At 58.7% G+C, this 24,626-nt stretch carries 29 protein-coding genes and 1 tRNA gene; 5 read left to right on the forward strand and 25 right to left on the reverse strand.

The window, feature by feature from the left end; translation table 11 throughout:
• From CD58_RS22550 to CD58_RS22560, 3 genes are read right to left on the reverse strand one after another with little or no spacing between them, the layout of a single operon-like run.
• Nucleotides 1-882 (reverse strand): TauD/TfdA family dioxygenase, encoded by an 882-nt coding sequence (locus tag CD58_RS22550; RefSeq protein ID WP_025215216.1) that lies wholly within the window; start codon nucleotides 880-882, stop codon nucleotides 1-3.
• Nucleotides 857-2,422 carry an AMP-binding protein gene (locus CD58_RS22555; protein WP_025215217.1) on the reverse strand — a complete coding sequence of 522 codons (1,566 nt, stop codon included), beginning with the start codon at nucleotides 2,420-2,422 and terminating at the stop codon, nucleotides 857-859. The genes CD58_RS22550 and CD58_RS22555 overlap by 26 nt, the downstream gene beginning before the upstream one ends.
• Entirely contained in the window at nucleotides 2,419-3,036 is a 618-nt protein-coding gene (locus CD58_RS22560) for a thermostable hemolysin (RefSeq protein ID WP_025215218.1), read from the reverse strand. The genes CD58_RS22555 and CD58_RS22560 overlap by 4 nt, the downstream gene beginning before the upstream one ends.
• A 171-nt stretch (nucleotides 3,037-3,207) precedes the next feature.
• Between CD58_RS22560 and CD58_RS22565 the strand changes: the two genes are divergently transcribed.
• Nucleotides 3,208-4,143, forward strand: a complete 936-nt coding sequence (locus CD58_RS22565; protein WP_025215219.1) for a LysR family transcriptional regulator — start codon at nucleotides 3,208-3,210, stop codon at nucleotides 4,141-4,143.
• Nucleotides 4,144-4,268: 125 nt separating this feature from the next.
• On the opposite strand, the gene CD58_RS22570 is transcribed toward CD58_RS22565, so the two are convergent.
• The 18 genes from CD58_RS22570 to CD58_RS22655 form a co-directional block, all read right to left on the reverse strand.
• Nucleotides 4,269-4,344 (reverse strand) — tRNA-Lys (locus CD58_RS22570).
• A gap of 63 nt (nucleotides 4,345-4,407) precedes the next feature.
• Entirely contained in the window at nucleotides 4,408-5,082 is a 675-nt protein-coding gene (queC, locus tag CD58_RS22575) for a 7-cyano-7-deazaguanine synthase QueC (RefSeq protein ID WP_162178172.1), read from the reverse strand.
• 19 nt (nucleotides 5,083-5,101) lie between these two features.
• Nucleotides 5,102-5,749, reverse strand: coding sequence for a 7-carboxy-7-deazaguanine synthase QueE (gene queE / locus CD58_RS22580; RefSeq protein ID WP_025215221.1), 648 nt, complete (start codon nucleotides 5,747-5,749; stop codon nucleotides 5,102-5,104).
• 166 nt (nucleotides 5,750-5,915) lie between these two features.
• Entirely contained in the window at nucleotides 5,916-6,758 is an 843-nt protein-coding gene (ybgF, locus tag CD58_RS22585) for a tol-pal system protein YbgF (protein WP_025215222.1), read from the reverse strand.
• A 6-nt stretch (nucleotides 6,759-6,764) separates the two neighbouring features.
• Nucleotides 6,765-7,262: a peptidoglycan-associated lipoprotein Pal gene (gene pal / locus CD58_RS22590; RefSeq protein WP_003178634.1), complete on the reverse strand. Its 498-nt coding sequence runs from the start codon at nucleotides 7,260-7,262 to the stop codon at nucleotides 6,765-6,767.
• A gap of 52 nt (nucleotides 7,263-7,314) precedes the next feature.
• Nucleotides 7,315-8,616, reverse strand: coding sequence for a Tol-Pal system beta propeller repeat protein TolB (gene tolB / locus CD58_RS22595; RefSeq protein ID WP_025215223.1), 1,302 nt, complete (start codon nucleotides 8,614-8,616; stop codon nucleotides 7,315-7,317).
• The gene (tolA, locus tag CD58_RS22600; RefSeq protein ID WP_025215224.1) at nucleotides 8,613-9,692 is read right to left on the reverse strand and encodes a cell envelope integrity protein TolA; all 1,080 of its coding nucleotides are present in this window, start codon (nucleotides 9,690-9,692) and stop codon (nucleotides 8,613-8,615) included. Before tolA ends, tolB begins: the two co-directional genes overlap by 4 nt.
• A complete protein-coding gene (gene tolR / locus CD58_RS22605) occupies nucleotides 9,692-10,144 on the reverse strand; it encodes a protein TolR (protein WP_162178173.1) in 453 nt (150 codons plus the stop codon). The genes tolA and tolR overlap by 1 nt, the downstream gene beginning before the upstream one ends.
• 23 nt (nucleotides 10,145-10,167) lie before the next feature.
• Nucleotides 10,168-10,863 carry a protein TolQ gene (gene tolQ / locus CD58_RS22610; protein ID WP_025215226.1) on the reverse strand — a complete coding sequence of 232 codons (696 nt, stop codon included), beginning with the start codon at nucleotides 10,861-10,863 and terminating at the stop codon, nucleotides 10,168-10,170.
• Entirely contained in the window at nucleotides 10,853-11,320 is a 468-nt protein-coding gene (gene ybgC, locus CD58_RS22615; protein WP_025215227.1) for a tol-pal system-associated acyl-CoA thioesterase, read from the reverse strand. Before ybgC ends, tolQ begins: the two co-directional genes overlap by 11 nt.
• 127 nt (nucleotides 11,321-11,447) lie before the next feature.
• Complete coding sequence (gene ruvB / locus CD58_RS22620) at nucleotides 11,448-12,509, reverse strand: Holliday junction branch migration DNA helicase RuvB (RefSeq protein WP_025215228.1); 1,062 nt, start codon at nucleotides 12,507-12,509, stop codon at nucleotides 11,448-11,450.
• Nucleotides 12,510-13,118, reverse strand: a complete 609-nt coding sequence (gene ruvA / locus CD58_RS22625) for a Holliday junction branch migration protein RuvA (RefSeq protein WP_024779454.1) — start codon at nucleotides 13,116-13,118, stop codon at nucleotides 12,510-12,512.
• A gap of 114 nt (nucleotides 13,119-13,232) precedes the next feature.
• A complete protein-coding gene (ruvC, locus tag CD58_RS22630; protein ID WP_025215229.1) occupies nucleotides 13,233-13,757 on the reverse strand; it encodes a crossover junction endodeoxyribonuclease RuvC in 525 nt (174 codons plus the stop codon).
• A 152-nt stretch (nucleotides 13,758-13,909) separates the two neighbouring features.
• Entirely contained in the window at nucleotides 13,910-14,656 is a 747-nt protein-coding gene (locus CD58_RS22635) for a YebC/PmpR family DNA-binding transcriptional regulator (protein WP_025215230.1), read from the reverse strand.
• Nucleotides 14,657-14,775: 119 nt separating this feature from the next.
• The gene (gene aspS / locus CD58_RS22640) at nucleotides 14,776-16,551 is read right to left on the reverse strand and encodes an aspartate--tRNA ligase (RefSeq protein WP_025215231.1); all 1,776 of its coding nucleotides are present in this window, start codon (nucleotides 16,549-16,551) and stop codon (nucleotides 14,776-14,778) included.
• Nucleotides 16,552-16,626: 75 nt separating this feature from the next.
• Nucleotides 16,627-16,848: an FmdB family zinc ribbon protein gene (locus tag CD58_RS22645; RefSeq protein ID WP_003178589.1), complete on the reverse strand. Its 222-nt coding sequence runs from the start codon at nucleotides 16,846-16,848 to the stop codon at nucleotides 16,627-16,629.
• 147 nt (nucleotides 16,849-16,995) lie between these two features.
• A complete protein-coding gene (locus CD58_RS22650) occupies nucleotides 16,996-17,340 on the reverse strand; it encodes a ribbon-helix-helix domain-containing protein (RefSeq protein ID WP_025215232.1) in 345 nt (114 codons plus the stop codon).
• 208 nt (nucleotides 17,341-17,548) lie between these two features.
• A complete protein-coding gene (locus CD58_RS22655) occupies nucleotides 17,549-18,022 on the reverse strand; it encodes a Dps family protein (RefSeq protein ID WP_025215233.1) in 474 nt (157 codons plus the stop codon).
• Between the two features lie 395 nt (nucleotides 18,023-18,417).
• Between CD58_RS22655 and CD58_RS31700 the strand changes: the two genes are divergently transcribed.
• A complete protein-coding gene (locus CD58_RS31700; protein ID WP_025215234.1) occupies nucleotides 18,418-19,023 on the forward strand; it encodes a cold-shock protein in 606 nt (201 codons plus the stop codon).
• Between the two features lie 72 nt (nucleotides 19,024-19,095).
• On the opposite strand, the gene CD58_RS22665 is transcribed toward CD58_RS31700, so the two are convergent.
• Nucleotides 19,096-19,302 carry a SlyX family protein gene (locus CD58_RS22665; RefSeq protein ID WP_025215235.1) on the reverse strand — a complete coding sequence of 69 codons (207 nt, stop codon included), beginning with the start codon at nucleotides 19,300-19,302 and terminating at the stop codon, nucleotides 19,096-19,098.
• Between the two features lie 3 nt (nucleotides 19,303-19,305).
• The gene (locus tag CD58_RS22670; RefSeq protein WP_025215236.1) at nucleotides 19,306-19,731 is read right to left on the reverse strand and encodes an HIT domain-containing protein; all 426 of its coding nucleotides are present in this window, start codon (nucleotides 19,729-19,731) and stop codon (nucleotides 19,306-19,308) included.
• Between the two features lie 529 nt (nucleotides 19,732-20,260).
• Between CD58_RS22670 and CD58_RS30790 the strand changes: the two genes are divergently transcribed.
• Complete coding sequence (locus CD58_RS30790; protein ID WP_144238611.1) at nucleotides 20,261-20,521, forward strand: hypothetical protein; 261 nt, start codon at nucleotides 20,261-20,263, stop codon at nucleotides 20,519-20,521.
• A 106-nt stretch (nucleotides 20,522-20,627) separates the two neighbouring features.
• Nucleotides 20,628-21,902 (forward strand): OprD family porin, encoded by a 1,275-nt coding sequence (locus CD58_RS22675; RefSeq protein WP_025215237.1) that lies wholly within the window; start codon nucleotides 20,628-20,630, stop codon nucleotides 21,900-21,902.
• Nucleotides 21,903-22,049: 147 nt separating this feature from the next.
• Here CD58_RS22675 and CD58_RS22680 read toward each other — a convergent pair whose 3' ends face one another.
• Together CD58_RS22680 and CD58_RS22685 are read right to left on the reverse strand one after the other, a co-directional pair.
• Nucleotides 22,050-22,892 (reverse strand): mechanosensitive ion channel family protein, encoded by an 843-nt coding sequence (locus CD58_RS22680; protein ID WP_025215238.1) that lies wholly within the window; start codon nucleotides 22,890-22,892, stop codon nucleotides 22,050-22,052.
• Between the two features lie 160 nt (nucleotides 22,893-23,052).
• The gene (locus CD58_RS22685; protein ID WP_025215239.1) at nucleotides 23,053-23,532 is read right to left on the reverse strand and encodes a YajQ family cyclic di-GMP-binding protein; all 480 of its coding nucleotides are present in this window, start codon (nucleotides 23,530-23,532) and stop codon (nucleotides 23,053-23,055) included.
• A 142-nt stretch (nucleotides 23,533-23,674) separates the two neighbouring features.
• On the opposite strand from CD58_RS22685, the gene CD58_RS22690 reads away from it, so the two are divergent.
• Nucleotides 23,675-24,592: a putative 2-dehydropantoate 2-reductase gene (locus CD58_RS22690; RefSeq protein WP_025215240.1), complete on the forward strand. Its 918-nt coding sequence runs from the start codon at nucleotides 23,675-23,677 to the stop codon at nucleotides 24,590-24,592.
• The last annotated feature ends 34 nt before the right edge of the window (nucleotides 24,593-24,626 follow it).

Raw genomic sequence — 24,626 nt, forward strand, 5'->3', positions numbered from 1 at the left:
TCAGCGGTAGCTCAAGGCGTTGAAAATGCGTCGACGCTCATCGACGATGGTTTCCCGACCGTGCATGACCCGACGGTTGTCGATCATCACCATGTCGTGGTCGCGCCAACCCACCGGGCAGGTGTATTGAGCCGACACCTCGGCGATCTCAGCCAGGTACTCGGCGGGAATCGGTTGCCCGGCCAGCGTATCGATTACCGGTGCCTCGTAATTGAAGGACGGTCCCAGGATGCTGTTGGCAAACGCGGGACGCTGGCTGAAGGCGGACGTCAGGATCGCCGACGTACTGAAGGCGTAATGGATCGAATCATCGGCCGGATTGAAAGAGATCAGGGTTTGCGGATCATCACCGATGATGTGCAACAGATCCTCGATAGCGACCGCTGCCGGGTCCGACAGCGTCGGCGAGTAGTGACACACCAGCCGGCGCCATTTTTCCCCTGCCACGGTCCGGCTGTAGCGAATGGGGTTTTCTTCAAAAAAACTGCGGCAGCCCGGGGAGAGTTTCGCCAGCACCCGTTCGCCGTCGCACAAGGTGGTTTGCGACCCCTTGCGCGGCGCTTCCTGGCAATAGAACCAGGTCATGTCCGGCCAGAACGGTGAGTTGCCATTCTCACAATGCAGGCCGACCGCCTGGCGTCCGGCATCGACCAGCTGCGCCGCGCCGCCGATCATGATCCGCGCCGGATCCAGGCTCAGCCGCGAACTGTTTTGCTTCACATACGCACTGAAATCCTCGGCAGTGTGAATACAGTTGCGAAACAGCACGACGCCGTAATGCCCCAGCAGCTCATACAACTCGGCCTTGCCCAGGCTGGCGAAGTGGTGCGACTCGACGATGGAGACGTCCGGGTTCTCAAAGTGAAAGGCAGGTGTGCTCATGGGATGCAGTCCTTTGCAGAGTGGAAAAAACACTGGCGATGTCGGCGCGCTTCGGCCGGCCGGTGACGGTATACAACTGCTCGATCAACGGGTCGTCACGGGTCAACAACCAGAGTCGGTTCGGGCGTTCGATGTCAGAGAAACGCCCCGCCGACCAGGCAAGCAGTTCCTCGCGCGCCGGTGTCGACTCGACACACAGCAATGCCACCAAACCGTGACGCTCATCGAAAAACACCGCGGCGTCGTTCACGCCCGGGTATTTGCGATACTCCAACTCCACCTGCTCGGGGCTGACGTTGCGGCCATTGGGCAGGCAGATCACGTTCTTCTTGCGCCCATGTACGTAGAGGTAGCCATCGGCATCCAGCGACCCCAGGTCACCGGTGTCCATCCAGCCGTCGTCGGACATGGAGCAGGCGCTGGGGTCGGTACCCGAATAGCCGCTGAACAGCGAGCTGCTCTTGACCTCGATGGTCTGGTCGGCGCCGATCCGCACCTGGACATGGGCCAACGGCTGGCCGACGCTGCCCAGGCGCTGCTGCCCGACAGTGTTCATGCTGACCACCGACGCGTTTTCAGAAAGCCCGTAGCCCTGGTACACCTCGATGCCTTGCTCAGCCAGGCCGCGCAGCACATCGATACTCACTGCCGCACCGCCGCAGGTGATGTGGGCGCCGGATTTCAGGTAACTCCCCAGGCGCTCGCCCGCCTCGCCCCCTTCGTTCAGTTGCTCCAGGAAGCGATTGACCATGACCGGCGGAACCGTCAGGGCCGTTGGCCGGACCTGCAGGATCCAGTCGACCAGGCGCTGCGCAGAGGCCCCCGGCTCGCCGAGCAAGGGTTCTTCCGGCGGTAAAAAATGCACGGTCCCACCTGCCAGCAGCGGCAGATAGGCGGCGGTTACCTGTTCAAGCAACAAACTCAAAGGCACCAGCGACAGGTAACGCCGATGAGCATCGGCTGGCATACCTTGGCGCAGCGACGCCAGCACGGTGCCGACCGCCCGGGTACTCAGGCGCACGCCCTTTGGCCGGCTGGTGGTGCCCGAGGTGTGAATGATTTTGCAGATCCAGTCGCCCTCACCGTCCGGCGTGTGGAGCAGTGGCTGCTCGATCAGCGGTTCGTTGATGCGTTGCAGGCGGCTGTCGGGGAAATTCAGTTTCCAGCGTTGCGCCAGCGTTCGCTGCCCTGCCGCATCCACCAGAAACCCGTCGCAACACCCGGCCAGGTGCTCGGCTTGGGATTGGCTGAACGCCAGCGGCAATGGCAGCGCAGTGATCCCGGCGAACAGGCATGCCAGGTCGGCCACCAGCCAGTCACTGCTGTTGCGCGTCGCAATACCCATCACCACATGAGCGCCATGGGTCGGCCTTGGGAAACGCCGCTGCAGTGTTGCTGCCAGATTAAGCGCGCGGTTTTCCAGCTCGCCATAGGTCAAATCCACCGACTCATTGCCCGAGTCCGACCAATCAACCGCACAGACGGCCTGGCGATTGTCTTGCAACGCACGTTGCAACTGGCTGATGAACCCAGCGCTCATGGCTGTGCCCTCGCCAGAGAATCGCTGGGCAATTGAGTGAATGAGGTATTGAGGGTCATGGCGGCGAAACGTGAACGTTGCGGGTCTACCCGGATGAACCCCGTGACGGGCAACTTGGCGTAATAGCTCCCCCATTTCTTGCCGTCGCCGTCGGCCAGGCGCGTGGGGTCTGCGGTCAACAGCGGCTCGAAATCGATCTGGCAACTTTCCATCATCTGCCGGACGCGAGGAGTCACTGTGCACAACAGGTAATGCCCACCCATGCACCAGGACAACAAGGGAATCATGTTGACCAGAATCATTCCGGCCGTCAGGTGATGGGAGATCAGGTTGCCGATCTCGACAATGTTCGAACGATCGATATTTTTTTCAAAACGCTGGGACAATATCTCGTTTATCGGTTGCGTCAGGTATTGTTCGGAAAAAAGTGTGCGATGGTCGGCAAACGTAATACCGGCGCAGGCAAGAATGCGATCTGCCGGATCCTGAGTGACCGCAAAGTATTGCGGATTCGGTTCCACCGCAGCTGAATAAGAACTGCGAAACTTCTCTTTCACTACTTCTGTGGCTTGTACCCATAACGGCGTCTTAGTTTCAGCGACACGTATTTGCATTTCGTCCTCCTCCGTCCTTGTGCAGGATTCCTATAAAAAGCGAGGCGAGCATATTGGGGAAAACTCCTACAGACCATTTAAAAAATAAATTGCTTCCGCTAATATATAAATAAACGTCTTTGTCATAAAAACAAAGGACGCTAGCCCATGGACTGCGCCAAGAAGGATCTTATGCTCAATAGTAATTTGCTTAGAAAGCTGGACATGCAGGACCTGATGGTGTTTGTCGCGGTCTACGAGCAGAGCAGCGTCACAGAGGTATCCGAGGCCCTTTGTGTCAGCCAGTCGACCGTGAGCTACTGCTTGAAGAAGCTGCGAACGAGCTTCGAAGATGAACTTTTCGTTAATACCCGGAGTGGCATGCGGCCTACAGGCAAAGCCACCGCCATGTACAGCCACATACTTAAAATTCTCAAGACAATCAATATATGCCACTCCGGCATTCAGACATTCGACCCCACCCAGAAAGAAATAACATTCAATATTTGCGCACCCGAATACTTCGAGCTTCTTATACTGCCGGCCTTAGTCAAGCGTTTTATCGGCAGCCGCTTCCCGGTCATCATTAACATAACGAAATTCCACAGAGACATTCCCACCGAGGAACTGGTGGATGGCCGCTTTGACTTGGTCATTTGTTTTGGCCCCAACTTCCATCGCGGTGCCAAAGGGTTGCGCTCGCAAGTATTGCTGGAAGATGAATTGGTCTGTGTCGTCGATAAAAACTTCACCGGGCCCGAAGAAAACTTCGACCTGGAGACATTTGCCGCAGGCCAGCATGTTTTTCCGACGCCTTGGACATCCGACACCAACATGGTAGATGGATGGCTCGCCCGACACGGCCATAACCGACAGATTGTCGCTCGGGCCAACAGCTATGTGGCGGCACTCAACATGATCACCGGAACCGACTTCATCCTGACCCTGCCTCGACGCATCCAGGCGTTGACCTGCAGCGAAGACAGGTACAGCCAACGCCAACCACCGACGGGTCTGCCGAACTTTACGCTGGATATGATGTGGAGCGAGAAACCGAGTCAGGACAGCGCCAACACCTGGTTTCGCGAACAGATCGTAAAAGTATGTGCCGAGGACGGCCTGCTTTAATCGGCCCGGGAACCACTCGACTCATCGAGTGGTTCAAGCTTTGTATCGGCGACTTTTTTCAGGCAAAAAAAAATCCGGAAATCCTCACTTTCGTGGGCCTTCCAGACTTTTAAAACTGCTAAAAATGGTGGGTCGTGTGGGATTCGAACCTACGACCAATTGGTTAAAAGCCAACTGCTCTACCAACTGAGCTAACGACCCGCTGTGTGGTGGCGCGTATAATACTGATTTCTAAGGACTATTCAACACTTAATTTGAAATAATTCAAAAATAAGGGGTTGGATCGCTCACGCCCGCCGTCGCAAAGCCTTCCGCACGCAGGCGGCAGCTGTCGCATTTGCCGCAAGCGCGGCCCTGATCGTCGGCCTGATAGCATGAAACGGTGAGTCCGTAGTCCACGCCAAGCTTCACACCGGCCCTGACGATGTCGGCCTTGCTGAGATTCTGCAACGGCGCCTGGATGCGGAAACCCTGCCCTTCAACACCCGCCTTGGTCGCCAGATTGGCCATGCGCTCGAAGGCTTCGACAAACTCCGGACGGCAATCCGGATAGCCGGAATAATCCACGGCGTTGACGCCAATGAAAATGTCACGGGCGCCCAGCACTTCGGCCCAACCCAACGCCAGCGACAGGAACACGGTGTTGCGGGCCGGCACATACGTTACCGGAATGCCTTCGCTCGGCGCTTCGGGTACGTCGATGGAGCTGTCGGTCAGGGCCGAGCCGCCGATGCCGTTGAGGTTCAGGCCGATCACCTTGTGTTCCACCACCCCCAGATCCCGGGCAACCCGCTCAGCGGCCTGCAGTTCGACACGGTGGCGCTGGCCGTAATCGAAACTCATGGTGTAGCAGCGGTAGCCTTCGGCGCGGGCCATGGCCACGACAGTCGCTGAGTCCAGGCCACCGGACAGCAGGATAACCGCACGTTTTTCGGCAATGTTCGAGTGTTCAGTCATATCAGCGCCCCGGCTCGTCGTTCCAAAGATATTTATGCAGCTGCAATTGCAGGCGCACCGGCAGGTTATCCGCCACCACCCAGTCCGCCAGGTCCCGGGCGCTCAAGTCGTGATGGCTCGGCGATAACAACACCTCGCCAGCCCGCTGGTCGAGCCCGTACTGGATCAGCTTGGACACGGCCCAGTCGTAGTCTTCCCGCGAACAGATAACGAACTTGACCTGATCGTTGGGCGTCAGCAGCTCAATGTTCTCATAACGGTTGCGGTGCGCTTCCTTGGAGCCTGGGGTTTTCAGGTCCACGACGCGGCTGACGCGCGGGTCGACGGCCGAGATATCCAGGGCGCCGCTGGTTTCCAGGGAAACCTCATAACCGGCATCACACAACTGCTTGAGCAAGGGAATGGCGTTGGGTTGCGCCAGTGGCTCGCCGCCCGTGACACAAACGTAGCGCGGGCGATAGCCGGCCACTTGCTCAAGGATATCGTCGAGGGTTCGCAGGGTGCCGCCGCTGAACGCGTAGGCACTGTCGCAGTATTGGCAACGCAACGGACAACCGGTGAGGCGCACAAAAACCGTGGGCAGCCCAGCCGTTCGCGTTTCACCCTGCAACGAGTAAAAAACTTCGGTGATTCTCAATGTGTCTTGCATAGTCGCCACGGGCGTAACAGCTAAACAGGCTGTCCGCCTCCGTCAGGCACTTCAAGGAACCCCGCCAACGCGCAGATCCCAAAAAGCGTGTTTCATAAAAAGGGCGTGAATTCTAACGAAAAAACCCGCGACAAGCGCGGGTTTCTTCAAAGCAGGTCAAACCAGCTTACATGCGTTGCAGATCACGCTGGGCCAACTGAGCGGCGGATGTGCCCGGAAATTGGGCCACCACCTGTTGCAGAATGCCCTTGACCTTGTCGGTGTGACCGAGGCGGCGTTCTACGTCAGCCAGCTTGTACAACGAATCCGGCACCTTGGCGTGCTTGGGATACAGCTGCGAGACCTTGGCAAACGCCTGGCCGGCGCCTTGCAAGTCGCCCTTGGCCAGGTTGACTTCGCCCAGCCAGTATTGGGCGTTGCCCGCGTACTGGCTGTTTGGGTATTTGCGCAGGAAAGCGGCAAAGGCTTGGCTGGCCTTGTCGAAATCCTTGGCCTTGATCAGGTCGAAGGCAGCGTCGTAATAGAGCTTTTCCTTCGCCGGATCAGCCGGCTCGCCGCCGGACGCAGGGGCTGGAGCGGTTGCTCCAGCAGCTGCCCCAGCGCCTGCGGCCGCACCGGGGGCGTTCAAATCGCCACCGGCAGGAGAATTCTCAGGAGTCGCGGCAGGAGCAACACCGCTTCCTATGCGCCGATCAAGATCCTGGTATCGCTCCAGGTTTTCTTGCTTCATGCGCGAAATATCATTTTGCAGTTCTTCGATCACACCCTGTTGGCGCGAGATCTGATCCTGCATTTGCTGCAGTTGGTTGAACAGCTGGCCCTGTGCCGAGACAGGGGCCGAAACCCCTCCCCCGGCATAGGCGCCGTTCGTACCGTAACCTGCAGGCGGATAACTGCTCCCGCTATTGTCATAGCCGGTTTGGTTATCGACCACAGGAACCGCAGCCCACGCCGCAAGCGGCGCGAGGCTGAGAGCCAGAACAGTTACAGCACGACGGCACGTTCGCATGACGAATTACTTACGCAGTTCGACGCGACGGTTTTGAGCCCAGGACTGCTCGTCGTTGCCGGTAGCAACTGGACGCTCTTCGCCGTAGGAAACCAGTTCCAGCTGAGCTGGGGAAACACCTTGCAGTACCAGGTAGCGTTGAACGGCTTTCGCACGACGCTCGCCCAGTGCCATGTTGTACTCACGAGTACCACGTTCGTCGGTGTTGCCTTCCAGAACAACGCGAGCGCCGTTTGCTTTCAGGTCTTTGGCGTGAACGTCCAGAGCGCGCATGGCTTCTGGCTTCAGGTCCGAGCTGTCGTATTCGAAGTAGAAGGTGGTGATTGCGCGCAGAGCAGCTTCTTCGCTCAGGGAGCCATCAACGGCACCAGTGTTAGCGCCGTAACCAGCGTTTGGATCAACAGCGCCTTCACCGGCGTTGTCGCCGCCTTTGGACGAGCAACCTACAGCTACAGCCATGGCCAGAGCCAGCGCAGCAAATTTACCAAACTTCAGCATTTCCATCGTGAAACTCCTAATGAACCCCAGTGTGTTAAGTAAAACGTATTGCGCCGCGTCAGTTCAGGTAAGGGGACCAGGACGGTTCTCTGACTTCGCCTTGTGCGGTAGGAAGCGGGAGCCTCACGCGTCCATTAATGGACACGAGCATCAAGACTCCCCGGCCCTGCTGGCGGGTGGCGTAGATTACCATGGTGCCGTTGGGCGCAACAGTAGGTGACTCGTCCAGAGTGCTATCAGTGAGGATTTTTACACTTCCGCGCTGCAAATCCTGGGCCGCCACCTTGAAATTAGTGAAACCGTCCTGGCGATGGATCATCACCAGGGTCTTTTCGTCCGCCGACAGTTTAGGGTTGGCGTTGTAGTTACCGACGAACGTCACGCGTTCCGCACCGCCACCGCCCGCGCTGGTCTTGTAGATCTGCGGCTTGCCGCCACGGTCGGAGGTGAAGTAGATGGTCGAGCCATCCTTGCCCCAGAACGGTTCGGTGTTGATGCCCGGGCCGTTGGTCACGCGGGAGATCGAACGCGAAGCCAGGTTCATCACGTAGATGTCCGGGTTACCGTCCTTGGACAGTACGAACGCCAGGCGAGTACCGTCCGGCGACCAGGCTGGCGCGCCGTTGAGGCCTTCGAAGTTGGTGATCTGCTCGCGGCGACCGGTGTCGATGTGCTGCATGAAGATGCGCGGACGCTTCTGCTCGAACGAGACATAGGCGATGCGCTTGCCATCGGGGGCGAAACGCGGCGACAGGATCGGCTCGCGCGATTGCAGCAAGGTCACTGCACGGGCGCCGTCATAGTCGGAGCGCTGCAGGGTGTAGCGGGTGTTGTTCTCGGAGAAGCGCTCGGCCGTCACGTAGAGCATTCGGGTAGAGAACGCACCCTTGATACCGGTGAGTTTCTCGAACGACTGGTCGGCGATGTAGTGCGACATGTCGCGCAACTGATCAACGCTGCCCGACACGCTGCCGGTCAGCACTTGCTGCTCGGTGGCGACGTTGAACAGGGCGTATTGCACCTGCAGGCGACCGCCGGCCGGAACGATGCTGCCGACCATGATGTACTGGGCGCCCAGGGCCTTCCAGTCACGGTAGATGACTTCGCTGGCCTGGGTCGGCAGGCTGATCATGTTCTGCTTCGGAATCGGCGCGTAGTAACCCGAGTTGCGCAGGTCGTTGCCGATGATTTCCGCCATGTCGTCCGGCAGGACGCTACCGCCCTGCCAGCCGAACGGCACGACGGCGATCGGGGTGGCCCGGTCGCTGCCGCTGGTGACAAGAATGTTCTTTTCCTCTGCTACCGCTATCCCTGCCAGGCAGCAGATAACGACAAGCATTCCTCGAAGAAGGTTTCTCACAAGGCTAGATCCTCAGGTGTGAATGTCATCTTGAATGAACGATAGGGAGCAAAGTCGCTCGGTTTCATCCCTTGCATTTCCGTCAATCGTCCAATGTTCTTGACCGCTGCGACTGCCGAAGCGTCGAACGGACCGTCACCGCTGGACTTGGCCACACTGACCGAGGTAACCGTACCGTCGGGCAACATGCCGATTTGCAATACTACTGTCATGCCTTTACGCGCCGAAGGTGGACGAGCCCAACCTTCCGCCGCTCGCGCGCGAATCAAATCATCGTAGCTGCCGGCGACTTCATCGCCCTGCTCATCAGCCAATGCCTGCTGGCGCTCAGGCGTATCGGAAAGCAAATCTGCCAAGGCCTGGGCCTTTTTGTCTTCGGCGGACTTACGCGCTGCGTCCTGGGCCTTTTTCTTGGCGGCGTCGGCGGCGGCTTTCTTCTTCGCGTCTTCGGCGACTTTCTTTTTCGCCTCGTCAGCTTCAGCTTTTTTCTTGGCGTCTTCGGCCGCTTTTTTCTTCGCGTCCTCGACGATCTTTTTCTTCGCCTCTTCAGCGGCCGCTTTCTTGGCCTCTTCTTCAGCGGCTTTCTTGGCTTCTTCTTCGGCCTTCTTCTTGGCTATATCAGCCAATTGTTTCTCTTCAGCCTTTTTGGCCTCGGCGGTTTTCTTCGCTTCGTCGGCTTTCTTGGCTTCATCAGCCTTTTTCGCCTCGTCCGCTTTCTTCGCCTCATCGGCCTTCTTGGCTTCCTCGGCCTTTTGAGCCGACTCTTCTTTCTTTTGTTCCGCGGCCTTTATCGCCTCCTGCTCGACCTTCTTCTGCTCCATCTGCTCGACTTCAGTCTGGCGCGCAGCAGATTTCTTCGCCTCACCCGCAAGCTTTTGGTTGGTCTGGGTGGTCGCCTGGCTCTTGGACTTGAGCTGGTACAACGTCGCCTGCACGATCGGCTTGGCCGGCGGCAGCTCCGGGGTCATGGCAAAACTGACGAACAGCATGCCGAACACCAGCACATGCAGGCCGATTGCCAGGACGCTAGGCCAGAAGAAGCTTTCCGAGGCGGACGGCTCTCGCTGTTGCTGCATCAGGGCGCCTCGGTAATCAAGCCAACATTACCGACCCCGGCTTTCTGCAGACCGCCCATGGCGCCCATCACGGCACCGTAGTCGACGGTCTTGTCGCCGCGAATGAAGACCTGGGTGCGCTTGCCGCCATCGTTGCCGACACGAATGATCTTGGTCACCGCGTCAGTCATCTGCGGCAAGGTCATGGCCCGGTCCTGCTGCTTCTCGGTGTCGACTTCGCTGCCAAGGTTCCAGTAATAGGTCTTGTCAGCCTTGATCGAAATAGTCAGGACCTGGGTGTTGTTGTCCTGCGGCAAGGCTTCGCTGGAAACCTTGGGCAGATCGACCTTCACGCCCTGATTGAGCATGGGCGCGGTCACCATGAAGATGACCAGCAGCACCAACATCACGTCGATGTAGGGCACCACGTTCATCTCGGCGACCGGCTTGCGCTTTTTTCGGGCTCGAGCGATTAAAGCCATTGGGAAATACCTGCTTATTCTTCGCTGGTGTGCACTTTGCGGTGCAGGATCGCCTGGAATTCATCGGCGAAGGTGTAGTAACGGCCGGTCAGCGTTTCGCTGCGGGCAGCGAAGCGGTTGTAGGCAATAACAGCCGGGATGGCCGCGAACAGACCGATGGCGGTGGCGATCAGTGCCTCGGCGATGCCCGGAGCCACGGTGGCAAGGGTCGCTTGCTGGGCGGAAGCCAGGCCACGGAAGGAGTTCATGATGCCCCACACGGTACCGAACAGACCGATGTACGGGCTGACCGAACCAACGGTGGCCAGGAACGACAGGCCCTGTTCGAGCTTTTCTTCCTCGCGGGAAATGGCGACACGCATGGCACGGGCCACGCCTTCCATCACTGCTTCCGGGTCAACGCCTGGCTGCTGGCGCAGACGGGAGAATTCCTTGAAACCGGCACGGAAGATCTGTTCCACGCCCGAATCCGGATCCGGGTTGCTGCCCGCCTGACGATAGAGTTTGGACAGGTCGATGCCGGACCAGAAGCGCTCTTCGAAGCTCTCCAGGGCACGGCGACCGGCGCGCAGCATGTTGCTGCGCTGAAAAATCATGATCCATGAGGTCACCGATGCGGCTACCAGGATCAGCATTACCAGTTGCACCACGACGCTGGCATTGCTGACCAGGCTCCACATGGAGGAATGGTCGACGACGTTAGCTTCCACGCTTTATCTCCTGCTCTGAGTGTGTACCCGCGCCGCTCACGCCGGCAAAGGCCGCACGTAGAGCTTCGGGAATGGCCCGGGGTTTCAAACTATGGGTGCGCACACAGGCCACCAAAAACTGCCCTTCGCAGAGCAGCACATTATCCGTAGCCCGCCTGACCTGCTGCTTGAAACGCAGGCTGACACGGTTCAATTCGATGACATCGGCACTTACCAGAAGCTCGTCGTCCAGTCGCGCCGGCGCGTGATAGCGCGCTTCGCTGGAATGCACGACGAATAACAGGTCCTCCCCTGCCAGCGCGGATTGGGCAAAACCCAGTTCCCGCAGCCGTTCGGTTCGAGCCCGCTCCATAAACTTGAGGTAATTGACGTAGTAAACGATGCCGCCGGCATCGGTGTCCTCGTAATAAACGCGACAGCGATGTGCGAACGACTCCAGCCCGTTTTGCGCGCGCATACTCTAGTGCTTACTCCTCAGGTTGCCAATCGGCCAGGCAACTGTTTTTTCATTCTCGAACGCATTGACGTTCCGGGCTTCGTCTGGGACAGCACGAACCCGGAAAAAGTCGCTGCACGGAGCTCGTTCAATCGTCCACGGCATCGAGGAATTCGTCTACCACCGGCATCTCACCCATTCGTGTCGGGATGTTTAAGCCGAAATGCAAATAAGCATGGCGAGTCACCACGCGTCCACGGGGGGTACGCATGATGTAGCCTTGCTGAATCAGGTACGGTTCCAGCACATCTTCAATGGTGTGGCGCTCTTCGCTGATCGCCGCGGCCAGGCTGTCCACGCCCACCGGGCCACCGTCGAATTTCTCGATCATGGTCAACAGCAATCGCCGGTCCTGGTGGTCGAAGCCCCGCTCGTCGATGTCCAGCAGGTTCAACGCCAGGTCGGCAATCGGCTTGGTGATGTGGCCCTTGGCCCGGACTTCGGCGAAATCGCGCACCCTGCGCAGCAGCCGGTTGGCGATCCGCGGTGTACCCCGGGCCCGACGGGCGATCTCATAAGCGCCGTCCGGGTCTAGCGGCAACCCGAGGATGCTCGCCGAGCGGCTGACAATCGTCGCCAGGTCCGCGTTGTTGTAGAACTCCAGCCGCTGGACGATACCGAAACGGTCGCGCAGCGGGTTGGTCAGCATGCCGGCGCGGGTGGTGGCGCCCACCAGGGTGAAGGGCGGCAGGTCCAGCTTGATGGAGCGCGCCGCCGGCCCTTCGCCGATCATGATATCGAGCTGGAAATCTTCCATGGCCGGGTACAGCACTTCCTCGACGATCGGCGACAAGCGATGGATTTCGTCGATGAACAGCACATCATGGGGCTCAAGATTGGTCAGCAGCGCCGCCAGGTCGCCCGGCCGTTCAAGGACCGGCCCGGACGTGCTCTTGATCGACACGCCCATTTCCTGGGCAATGATGTTGGCCAGGGTGGTCTTGCCCAGTCCCGGCGGACCGAAGATCAAGGTGTGGTCCAACGACTCGCTGCGCCCACGGGCCGCCTGGATGAACAGCTCCATCTGCTCGCGCACGGTCGGTTGACCGATATAGTCGGCCAGGCTGACGGGACGAATCGCCCGGTCCTGGATTTCCTCGCGGTCACGGGGTGCGCCCGTGGCGGCGATCAGACGGTCAGCTTCAATCACTTAAATCATTCCCTTCAGGGCACGACGAATCATGTCTTCAGTGCTCAGGCCTTTTTCCTTGATGGCGGAAATCGCCTTGCTGGCTTCCTGCGGCTTGTAGCCCAGGGAGATCAGCGCGGTCACCGCATCGTTTTCGGCGCTGGCCGCAGGCACCGGCGCGTCTGGCTGATTCGGCACCAGCGCGAACATCGCCGGCACCGCTTCCCAGGCCTTGAAACGGTCCTTGAGCTCGACCAACAGGCGCTCGGCGGTTTTCTTGCCCACACCCGGCACCTTGGTCAGGGCCGAGGTGTCCTGGGACTGCACGCAGCGCACCAGCTCGTCGACTTCCAGGCTCGACATCAAGGCCAGGGCCAGTTTCGGACCGACGCCATTGAGGCGGATCAACTCGCGGAAGAAATCGCGCTCACGCTTGCCGACGAAGCCATAGAGTAACTGCGCATCCTCACGTACGACCAAATGGGTGTGAAGCGTCAGCGGCTCACCGACCGACGGCAAGCGATACAGCGTGGTCATGGGCACTTCCAGCTCATAACCGAGCCCGTTTACATCCAGAATCAGGTGCGGCGGCTGTTTCTCAGCCAGGGTGCCGCGCAAGCGTCCAATCACGTTTCAGATCCTTGGGCGTAGGCCAGCCGCTGGCTGGCGAGTAACAGCCGGAGCAGAAACGCCGACAACACAGGCGCAAAATGCTCGGGCTCACGAAAGATTGCGCTGATGCTATCAGAGACGCAGGCGCCCGCCACGACTGCGTGCAGCTCCCAGACCGTGGGGCAGCAAACTGGAACGCGTATGGGCATGGCAAATGGCGATGGCCAGGGCGTCGGAGGCGTCGATCTGCGGCTTGCTGACTAGCTTCAACAGATGCATCACCATCATCTGCACCTGTTCCTTGTTGGCTGCGCCCGTTCCGACGACCGCCTGCTTGACCTGGGTTGCCGTGTACTCGGCGATCTCCAGGCTTTCCTCGGCGCCGGCAACGATCGCCGCGCCCCGGGCCTGGCCGAGTTTCAAGGCAGAATCGGCGTTGCGCGCCATGAACACCTTTTCGATGCCCATGGTGACCGGACCGTAGGTCTGGATGACCTCGCGCACACCGCGATAAACAATCTGCAGGCGCTCGTGCAACTCGCCGGCACCGGTGCGGATGCAGCCGGACGCAACGTACACGCAGCCGCGCCCGGTATCACGAACCACGCCGTAGCCGGTGATGCGCGAACCGGGGTCGATGCCAAGGATTAGAGTCATAGCGCCTGCGGTTTGAAGAGAATTTGACCAGACCTGTGGGAGCGAGCTTGCTCGCGATGGCGTCGGGTCAGCAAGCACAGTGTTGACTGAAATATCGCTATCGCGAGCAAGCTCGCTCCCACATTGGCATTCGTGCAGTTAAATGGAAGCCATCAGCCGAGTTGTTCAGCGACAGACTCCGGAATATCGGCATTGGAATAAACGTTCTGCACGTCATCCAGATCTTCCAGCATGTCGATCAGCTTGAGCACCTTCTCGGCGCCGTCCAGGTCCAGCTCGGCGCTGGTGGTCGGTTGCATGACGATTTCCGCGTCGGCCGGCTTGAAACCCGCCGCCTCCAACGCGTTGCGCACGGCATAGAAGCTGGCGAACGAGGTGAACACGTCGAACGAGCCGTCTTCATGGCTGACCACGTCATCGGCGTCGGCCTCCAGGGCCGCTTCCGTCAGGGCATCTTCATCGAGGCCCGGAGCGAAGCTGATTTGCCCCTTGCGCTCGAACAGGTAAGCCACCGAACCATCAGTGCCCAAGTTACCGCCGCATTTGCTGAAGGCGTGACGCACGGCGGCGGCGGTACGGTTGCGGTTGTCGGTCATGCATTCGACCATCACCGCCACACCGCCCGGGCCATAACCCTCGTAGGTCAGCTCTTCAACATTGTCGGCCTCGGTCGCACCCGCGCCACGGGCGATGGCCCGGTCGATGATGTCGCGGCTCATGTTCGCACTCAGCGCCTTGTCCAGGGCCAGGCGCAAACGCGGGTTGGAACCCGGCTCACCGCCACCCTGTCGGGCCGCGACCGTCAGTTCACGGATCCACTTGGTGAAAATCTTGCCCCTCTTGGCATCCTGACGTTCTTTGCGGTGCTTGATGTTCGCCCACTTGGAATGACCTGCCATAACTCGCTCCGGTTTCGCTTTGAAACATTGCCCGCCCTGTGCTCACACAGCAGCCGACAACCCGAAATATCGACCCCAATGAAAAGGCGCATCCGAAGATGCGCCTTCAAGGGCCAGCCTTACTCAGCCTTAGGCTGTTCACGCAGACGGATGTGCAGCTCGCGCAGCGCCTTGGCATCCACCAGACCCGGTGCCTGGGTCATGACACAGGCCGCGCTCTGGGTTTTCGGGAACGCGATCACTTCACGAATCGACTGGGCGCCGGTCATCAGCATCACCAGGCGGTCCAGGCCGAAGGCCAAGCCACCGTGGGGCGGAGCACCGTACTTCAGCGCATCGAGCAGGAAGCCGAACTTCTCTTCCTGTTCTGCTTCGCTGATGCCCAGCAGACGGAAGACCGACTGCTGCATTTCCTTGCGGTGGATACGGATCGAACCGCCACCCAGCTCGGTGCCGTTGAGCACCATGTCGTAGGCACGGGACAGCGCGGTCGCCGGGTTGGCTTCCAGTTCCTGCGGTGTGCACTTGGGTGCCGTGAACGGGTGGTGCAGCGCGGTGAAGCTGCCGTCGTCGTTCTCTTCGAACATCGGGAAGTCAACGACCCACAATGGCGCCCACTCACTGGTGAGCAGTTCCAGGTCGTGACCAACCTTGATTCGCAGCGCGCCCAGGGCTTCGCTGACGATCTTGGCCTTGTCGGCACCGAAGAACACGATGTCGCCATCGACCGCGCCGACGCGATCGAGGATCACGTTCAGGTTGGCCTCAGGGATGTTCTTGACGATCGGCGACTGCAGGCCTTCGACGCCTTTGGCGCGCTCGTTGACCTTGATGTACGCCAGGCCGCGGGCACCGTAGATGCCGACAAACTTGGTGTAGTCGTCGATCTTGCTGCGCGGCATGCTCGCCCCGCCCGGTACGCGCAGGGCGGCAACACGGCTTTTCGGATCGTTGGCCGGGCCGCTGAAGACCTTGAATTCGACTTCCTTGAGCTGGTCGGCCACGTCCACCAGTTCCAGCGGGATACGCAGGTCCGGCTTGTCGGAACCGTAGCGGCGCATGGCCTCGTCCCAGGTCATGTGCGGGAATTCGCCGAATTCCAGACCCAGCACTTCCTTGAACAGGTTGCGGATCATGCCTTCGGTCAGGCCCATGATGTCTTTTTCGTCGAGGAAACTGGTCTCGATGTCGATCTGAGTGAACTCAGGCTGACGGTCGGCACGCAGGTCTTCGTCGCGGAAGCACTTGGCAATCTGGTAGTAACGGTCGAAGCCGGCCACCATCAGCAGTTGCTTGAACAGCTGCGGCGATTGCGGCAAGGCGAAGAAGCTGCCGGGGTGGGTGCGGCTCGGCACCAGGTAATCGCGGGCGCCTTCCGGGGTGGCGCGGGTCAGGATCGGCGTCTCGACGTCGAGGAAGCCGTTCTCGTCCAGGTAACGACGGATGCTGGTGGTCATGCGCGAACGCAGACGCAGCTTCTCGGCCATTTCAGGACGACGCAGGTCGATGAAGCGATAGCGCAGGCGGGTTTCTTCGCCCACGTCGGAGTATTCGTTGAGTGGGAACGGCGGGGTTTCCGCTTCGTTCAGCACTTCCAGCTCGTAGCCCAGCACTTCGATCATGCCAGACGCCATGTTGGCGTTGCCGGCGCCGGCCGGACGCAGGCGCACCTTGCCGGTGATCTTGACGACGTATTCGCTGCGCACGCGATCGGCGGCGGCGAAGGTTTCAGCGCGGTCCGGATCGAACACTACCTGGGCCAGGCCTTCACGATCACGGATATCGAGGAAAATCACCCCGCCATGGTCACGGCGACGATGAACCCATCCGCAAAGAGTAACTTCCTGACCTTCCAGGCTTTCGTTCAGTTGGCCGCAATAATGGCTGCGCATCATGGTAGTGGTTTCACTTCTCGTAATTCGAAATTCGGTTGGAGGCCCTGCCCGTGCAAGAACTCGCGCGTGTTCAACTCAATCAGCTTTGTCGCCACCGGCCAGGTTCTTCTTGGCGCCGGTCTTGAAGTCGGTTTCATACCAGCCGGTGCCGCCGAGGCGGAAACCCGGCATGGACAGCATCTTTTTCAGTTCCGGCGCCTGGCAGGCAGGGCAGTCGACCAGCGGTGCCGCGCTGATCTTTTGAATGGCTTCCATCTGATGACCACAGGAAGCACATTGATAGTCGTACATCGGCATGGGGGTTGTCTCGGCGATCAGGTTACTCGCGCAAAGGCTGGGCTTTGCGGCAAAGAGCGGGATTATATCCATTAAATGCGGCCTGTGCAGCCGTAAGCGCACAGGCCGTTACCGGTCCGGCTCAGTCATCGACAGAGGCGCATCACATCAATGACGATCCACGACTTCCATCGCGGCTTCCTTCAAGCTGTGCACCACGCAGACCACACGCACCAGCCCACTGAAATTGCGCACCCCGCCATGGCGCAGATGCACCTCCCGATCCACATGGGACAGCAAGGTACTGATGGAACAGCGGTTGAGCTGGGCCATGTCGCCGAGGATATCCCAATAGACCTGCTCCAGCCGCAAACAGGTGGCGAACCCATTCAGACGGATGGATCGGGCCAGGGGCCGGGCCAGTCGCATATCGAACCCCCTGACGAACGGGTCGACGTTTATGGGCTGAAAACGCCCACGCACTCCCTCCCCGGGTTCCTTTCCTTGAATCATACCGTTGACACTCCTTTGCCATACGAACCTCCCAGTGGGAACAACCCATCTGTGGCCCTTATGGAAGCTCAACGGCATCGTCAGATCCAGACGACTTTATGACCATCGCCGTAGGACAAGCCAACAGCAGGCAGGCGATGAATTACGCCGTCCTACACACGAGGCGCAGGCAATGATACCGGCGACCCCCTCATCACCTACGTGACGCTTATTGGTTTTCCAGCAATGAACGCAACATCCACGCGGTCTTTTCGTGGACCTGCATGCGCTGGGTCAGCAGATCGGCGGTCGGCTCGTCACTGACCTTGTCCAATAAAGGAAAGATGCCGCGGGCCGTACGCGTCACCGCCTCCTGGCCATCGACCAGTTGACGGATCATGTCTTCAGCGCCGGGCACGCCCTCCTCTTCCTTAATAGAAGACAAGCGCGCATACACCGAATAGGCACCCGGGGCCGGGAAGCCGAGGGCGCGAATGCGCTCGGCGATCAGGTCCACCGCCAGCGCCAGCTCGTTGTATTGCTCCTCGAACATCAAGTGCAGGGTCCGAAACATCGGCCCAGTGACATTCCAGTGGAAATTGTGGGTCTTGAGATACAGCACATAGGTGTCCGACAACAGTCGTGACAGTCCGTCGACGATGGACTTGCGATCTTCTTCACTGATACCGATATCAATGGCCATGTTGGTTGATCTCCTGACGGTGATGAATTCGACAGCGGCCACTCCACTCTAGTGGGTTTTGCCGCCTACAGCCTGCGACAGATCGCCAGCCCTCCTGAACCGACAAGCCCGGATATCGGTCGGTTCCACCAAACAGGGCGTTCAACGTCCTTTGCCAGACACCTTCAAGCGCCCGACAGCCTTTTTCTGGCCGACGAACAGCGCGGCACACGTCCGTAACGAGTTTGAGAAGGCCGGGGCTTTGCTGTTAAATAGGCAGTGTGTCGCTACGCCTATTTTTCCGGGCGTAACGCATAGGCTGATTCGGGTACGTGTCCAACGCCTCTCATTGTTCCGAAGCGAACCGCCCCGACCAGCTCTTCCTTGTGATCCGTCTTAACCGTGAGCCAATCAAAATGTTGAAAATCGTCCACTTGCTAATGGGCGCAGCTGCCCTGCTGCTGTCCTTCATCCCTAGCCTGGGTTCCGAAGCCACACCTTACCTGCAACACCCCGACGCACTGTACCTGGCCTTTTTCGGCCTGCTCAACCTGACCCTCGCACCGGTTATCCCTTACTGGAACAAAGGTCCACGTCATCAACTGCAAAACCTTGTCAGCGCCCTGCTGGTGCTGGCCGTTGCCCTGCAAACCCTGGCCCTGCTGGCGCCCATGCCGGAAATCGGTGGCCAACCGGCCATTGTGTTCAGCCTGGCCGCGGCACTGTTCGCGGTAGCTCTGCACCTGGCGGTCAGCTTCTACAAAAAGTCGTCGCCAGCCGCCGCGCCCCAAAACTACGACATGTCCAACCGTGATACCGGCACCGTGAAGTGGTTCAACACGTCCAAGGGGTTCGGTTTCATTTCCCGCGATTCCGGCGATGATATTTTCGTGCATTTCCGGGCCATTCGTGGCGAAGGCCACCGCGTCCTGGTAGAAGGCCAGCGCGTGGAGTTCTCCGTCATGAATCGCGACAAGGGCCTGCAAGCCGAAGATGTGATCGCCGCGCTCCCGCGCCGCTGATCCAAGCGTAAAAAAAACCGCGATGCAGCCAGGCTGCTCGCGGTTTTTTATTACCTGCCGTTCAGCGACAGATCAGTAATGAGGGGGTGGCGCCTCTTCTTCGAAGGTTTCGAATTGCCCGGCCATTTCTTCCTGGCGCTTTAGCAGCGCCGCCATCTGCAGCTGCAGACGCTCAACGACTCGCTGCTGCGCCACCAGCACGTCATTCAATGCCTGGATGGTGTCATCCTGAAACGCCAGGCGGCTTTCCAGATCGGTTACACGCTCTTCAAGGTTCATGGTTCAGCCCTCCAGAAACTTGAAATCATCGGTCAAGGCCCCGCGCAATCGCTCGCGAATGGCCGTCACCTGTTCTGCATTATACGGCTTGGCCGGATGCTTGCCCCAAACTGGCGCCGGCCAGGCGGCATCATCGCGTTTGCGGACGATGACATGCATGTGCAATTGACTGACAACGTTACCCAAGGTTGCAACGTTCAACTTGTCGGCGTCGAACGAATCCTTGAGGGTTTCGGCCAGCGCAGTGGTTTCTTTCCATAACAGTTGTTGATCGGCGTCATCCAACTGAAACAATTCGCTGATATCTTCCCGCCGCGGCACGAGGATGAACCACGGGTAGTTCGAATCGTTGGACAGGAGCAACCGGCACAATGGGAAATCACCGATGGGTAGTGTGTCTTGTTGCAGTCGTGGATCTAAAGCAAACACCGCGCGTACTCCTCGCTCGTTATCAATGATGCCCAGCCGGGTAGCCCGCAGGCCTGGGCCGAGCACAGAGCCGCAGCATACCCGTGAACGCCGGACGCTTCACCGTGTACCGTCCAGGCCGTGGCCCGAAGCGTATTTTCGAGCAGTTCGTTGCACGCCGACATTAAGATTGTGCATTCCCGCGCACCAATACAGCGCAAAGAGCGCCTTAAGAAGCCGACAGGGCCATCCGCCGTTTAGGCTTGGTAGGGCGACTGTATGATTTTCGAACAATTTGAATTTTTTTTGCACCAAAACAGCACAGTGCGTCTACGCTAGGTGCACGAAGCATCCGCGATTTACTCACTGAGAAGGGTGAACCGGTAACGTTTTTGGTTGTCTCGCGATGTTTACGGGTTCCAAACACGGAAGCCACACGACAGTCAACCTCATTTAAAACAAGGCCTTTGGTGCCCGGTTTCATGAGGTTTCACCGCGACAATCGGCAGAATGTGAAAAAAATGTGAAGGAAACTCGGGTTTGTGCATGCTTGTTGCATTCATCCCAACATCGTCTACAGGGTATCGCCGGAAGCGGGAACCTGCAGACCTATAAATTAAGTGGCAAGGCTGCCCACAGGAGCTTCAAGCGTGGTAACTACGGACTCTTTACACCGATGCCAGAGAAAAACAACAACGTTCAAGTTGTGAACCTGATTGCGTCGGGACAGCTGAAATACGACATGGATCGAGCCATTGGCGACATGGTCGTAAAGAAGCTGAAAGGTTGGATGGGCAAGTATCGCCAATAATGTCGTCGTGATATAAGTTTGCGCCGACACAAAAAGAAAGAGCCGCCCAGATAAAAAAACAGGTGGGACGGCAGTACTCTTCTAAAAACCAAAGGAGCAAATCACGATGCGCGTGATGAAGTGGAGCATGATCGCACTGGCTGTATCGGCCGGTACCTCGCAGTTCGCAATGGCCTCTTCCCAGGAAGAATCCAAGGGCTTTTTTGAAGATCAGAGCCTAACTGTTAAAAGCCGTATGCTGTACATGAACCGTGATTTCAAACACGGTGAATCCAACGACCAGAGCACCCCTAACAAAGCTCGTGAAAAAGGCTACCGCGAAGAAACCGGTCTGGGTGTACAGGCGGTTTACGAGTCGGGCTTCACCCAAGGCACCATCGGTTTTGGCCTGGACGCGCTGGCCAATGGCATGGTCAAGCTGGACAGCGGCGCCGGTCGTACCGGTAACGGCATGTTTGGCAAGGATAGCGAAGGCCATCCCGAAGACACTCAATCCAACGTTGGCGGCGCGGTCAAATTCCGCTTCTCTGACACTGTTCTGAAGTACGGCAACCAGTACGTTGCCAGCCCTGTGTTCTCCACTGATGACAGCCGTCTGCTGCCAGAAGTCGCCACCGGTACTTTGATCACCAGCAAGGAAATCAAAGGCCTGGAATTGAGCGCTGGTCGCTTCACTTCCATGCGTGCGCAGAACCACATGGGTCGCGACAGCCTGGGCTTGAAGTCTGCTGACATTGCCGGTGCAACCTACCAGTTCAATGACAATTTTGTAGGCGGTGTAGCCGCTTCCGACATTGAAGACTACTACAAGAAGAAGTACGTCAACCTGAACTACACCCTGCCGATCAACGAAGATCAGTCCCTGAACTTCGACTTCAACGGCTACGATAGCAAAAGTCAGGGTCAGGAGCTGGACGGTGACGTTGACAACCGTATCTGGTCCCTCGCGGCAGCCTATAGCGTCGGCGCTCACAAGTTCACCTTGGCCCACCAACGCTCCTCGGGCGACAGCGGCTATAAGTACGGCGTAGACGGCGGCGGTACTATCTTCCTCGCCAACTCCATCCAATACTCCGACTTCAACGGTGAGGACGAGCGCTCCTGGCAAGCTCGCTACGACCTGAACATGAAGAGCTACGGTGTTCCTGGTCTGAGCTTCATGACGCGTTACGTCAAAGGCGACAACATCACCACCGCTTCCGGTGATGAAGGTAAAGAACACGAGTTCGACTTCGAGACCAAATACGTTCTGCAAAGCGGTCCAGCGAAGGACATGTCTTTCCGCATTCGTAGTGCAATCGCTCGTTCGAACAATGCCTACGATGGCGGCAACGTCAACGACTTCCGCTTCATCGTCGAATACCCACTGAGCATCTTGTAATTCAGCGGTAATTCGATAGCTGCACCCGCAACAAATAAAAACCGCCCACCTGTTTCCAGGTGAGCGGTTTTTTTGTGCGTGCAACTAACTTAAATAGCAAGCTAACTAAACATAACCTGACTTCAACGCCAAGTTATATTCAAATCACTATTGCGCCACCCCTTCCTGCACGACCCGGATCACACGCTGCGGAAACGGAATATCAATACCCGCGTCTTTCAAACGATCCCGAGCCTGTTCATTGAACATGAACATCACGCTCCAGTAATCCGCCGTCTTCACCCATACCCGCAACGACACCGTGATCGAACTGTCGCCCAAGGTGGAAATCACCGCTTCCGGCGCCGGCTCGGCCAATACGCGCTGATCCTTGGCCAAATCCAGTAACACCTGCTGGGCTTTTTTCAGGTCGGCCTGATAATCCACGCCCACGTCGAACACGACTTTGCGGGTCGGCTGGCGATTGGTATTGGTGATGATGCCGTTCGACAGGTTGCCGTTGGGCACAATGACGGTTTTGTTGTCACCGGTGCGAATCACCGTATGGAAGATCTGGATGCTGTCGACCGTGCCGGCCACGCCTTGGGCTTCGATCCAGTCGCCGATGCGGAATGGACGAAACAACAGAATCAGCACGCCGCCGGCGAAGTTCGCCAGGCTGCCCTGCAACGCCAAACCGATGGCCAGGCCTGCCGCACCAATGGCGGCGACGAATGAGGTGGTTTCCACACCGATCATCGACGCGACGCTGACGATCAGCAGTATTTTCAAGATGATGTTCGCCAGGGTACTGATAAACCCCTGCAGCGCCAGGTCCGCGTTACGCAGGGCCAGCAGAGCACCCAGCTTTTGCGTGACCTTGTTGATCAGCCACCAGCCGATAGCCAGGGTAATGACCGCCAGCAGCACTCGGCTGCCGTATTCCATGATCATCGGGATCCAGGTCTGTGAAGCCTTGACCAGGTTGTCCACTTCAGCGTTCAAGTCCATCAAATTCTCCTTTGTTCTGTTACCGCAAAAGCCCAATCGAAACACATTGTGGCGAGGGAGCTTGCTCCCGCTGGCTGCGTAGCAGCCCCTTATAGGTGGGCGCTTCGCACCCAAGCGGGAGCAAGCTCCCTCGCCACAGGATCTCCATACAACTGAAGTATCAGTCGCGGAAGTTATTGAACTGCAACGGCATGCCGAATTCCTTGGCCCGCAGTGCCGCGATGGCTTCCTGCAAGTCGTCACGCTTCTTGCCGGTGACACGCACCTGCTCGCCTTGGATCGCCGCTTGTACCTTGAGCTTGGCGTCCTTGATATGAGCGACGATTTTCTTCGCCAGTTCCTTGTCGATGCCTTCCTTGAGCACCGCTTCCTGCTTCATCAGCTTGCCCGAGGCATAGGCGTCCTTGACCTCGAGGCACTGCACGTCGATCTTGCGCTTGACCAAGGCCAGCTTGAGGATTTCGATCATCGCTTCGAGCTGGAACTCGGCCTCGGCGGTCAGGTTGACGGTCAGGTCCTTGAACTCGAAACTGCCCTTGCCCTTGAGGTCATAACGACGGTCGAGTTCCTTGACGGCGTTTTCAACGGCGTTGGTGACTTCGTGTTTGTCCAGTTCGGATACCACGTCGAATGACGGCATGTAGTGTTCTCCAAATAAAAAGGCGCGCCAGTAACAAGGCGCGCGCTTGGCTTGTGGTTAAAATCGGGCTCATTATAACGGGTCTTTTCTTGCCGATACCGCGAGCCCCTCAGATGCCTGCGCCAAACCGAGTAAAAAACTGATGTCCACGCCCTGGCATGTCCTCGGGGCCGGCAGCCTCGGCACGTTGTGGGCCACGCGCCTGGCCCGGGCCGGCCTGCCGGTACGGCTGGTGCTGCGCAGTGAAGCCCGGTTGCTGGCGTATCGGGCGGCCGGAGGCCTGACGCTGGTGGAACAAGGCCAAACCCAGAGCTATCCGGTGCCCGGCGAAACCGCAGACAACCCCGAGCCGATCAAACGCCTGCTATTGGCCTGCAAAGCCTATGACGCAGAGGCGGCCGTGGCCTCAGTGGCCCATCGCCTGGGCGCCGAGTCGGAACTGATCCTTCTGCAGAACGGCCTCGGCAGCCAGGACGCGGTGGCCAATTGTGTTCCCCTGGCCCGTTGCATCAGCGCCTCCAGCACCGAAGGCGCATTCCGCGACGGTGACTGGCGCGTCGTGTTCGCCGGCCATGGCTACACCTGGCTGGGCGACCCCGCTCACCCGGTGGCGCCATTCTGGCTGGACGACCTGAGCGCCGCCGGCATTCCCCACGAATGGAGCGCCGACATCCTCACCCGGCTCTGGCGCAAACTGGCGCTCAACTGCGCAATCAATCCGCTGACCGTGCTGCATCACTGCAAGAATGGCGGTTTGCAGGCGCATCACTGCGAAGTGGCGACCCTCTGCGCCGAACTCACGGACTTGCTGGAGCGCTGTGGTCAGCCCGCGGCTGCCGAAGACTTGCCCACGGAGGTCGAACGGGTGATCCAGGCCACCGCCGCCAACTACTCCTCGATGTACCAGGACGTCGCCAACGGGCGCCGCACCGAAATCAGCTACTTGCTCGGCTACGCCTGCAAAGTTGCCCAGCGCCATGGGCTGGCAGTGCCGCACCTGGAACAGCTACGCCAGCGACTGATTGCCCACTTGGACAACCTCGGATTGCCCGGCGACTGAGCAGCGGCTACGCTGGCCCTCGTATCCCTTTTTA

Origin of the sequence: Pseudomonas brassicacearum (assembly GCF_000585995.1) — a bacterium.
Taxonomy (GTDB): Bacteria; Pseudomonadota; Gammaproteobacteria; order Pseudomonadales; family Pseudomonadaceae; genus Aquipseudomonas; species Aquipseudomonas brassicacearum_A.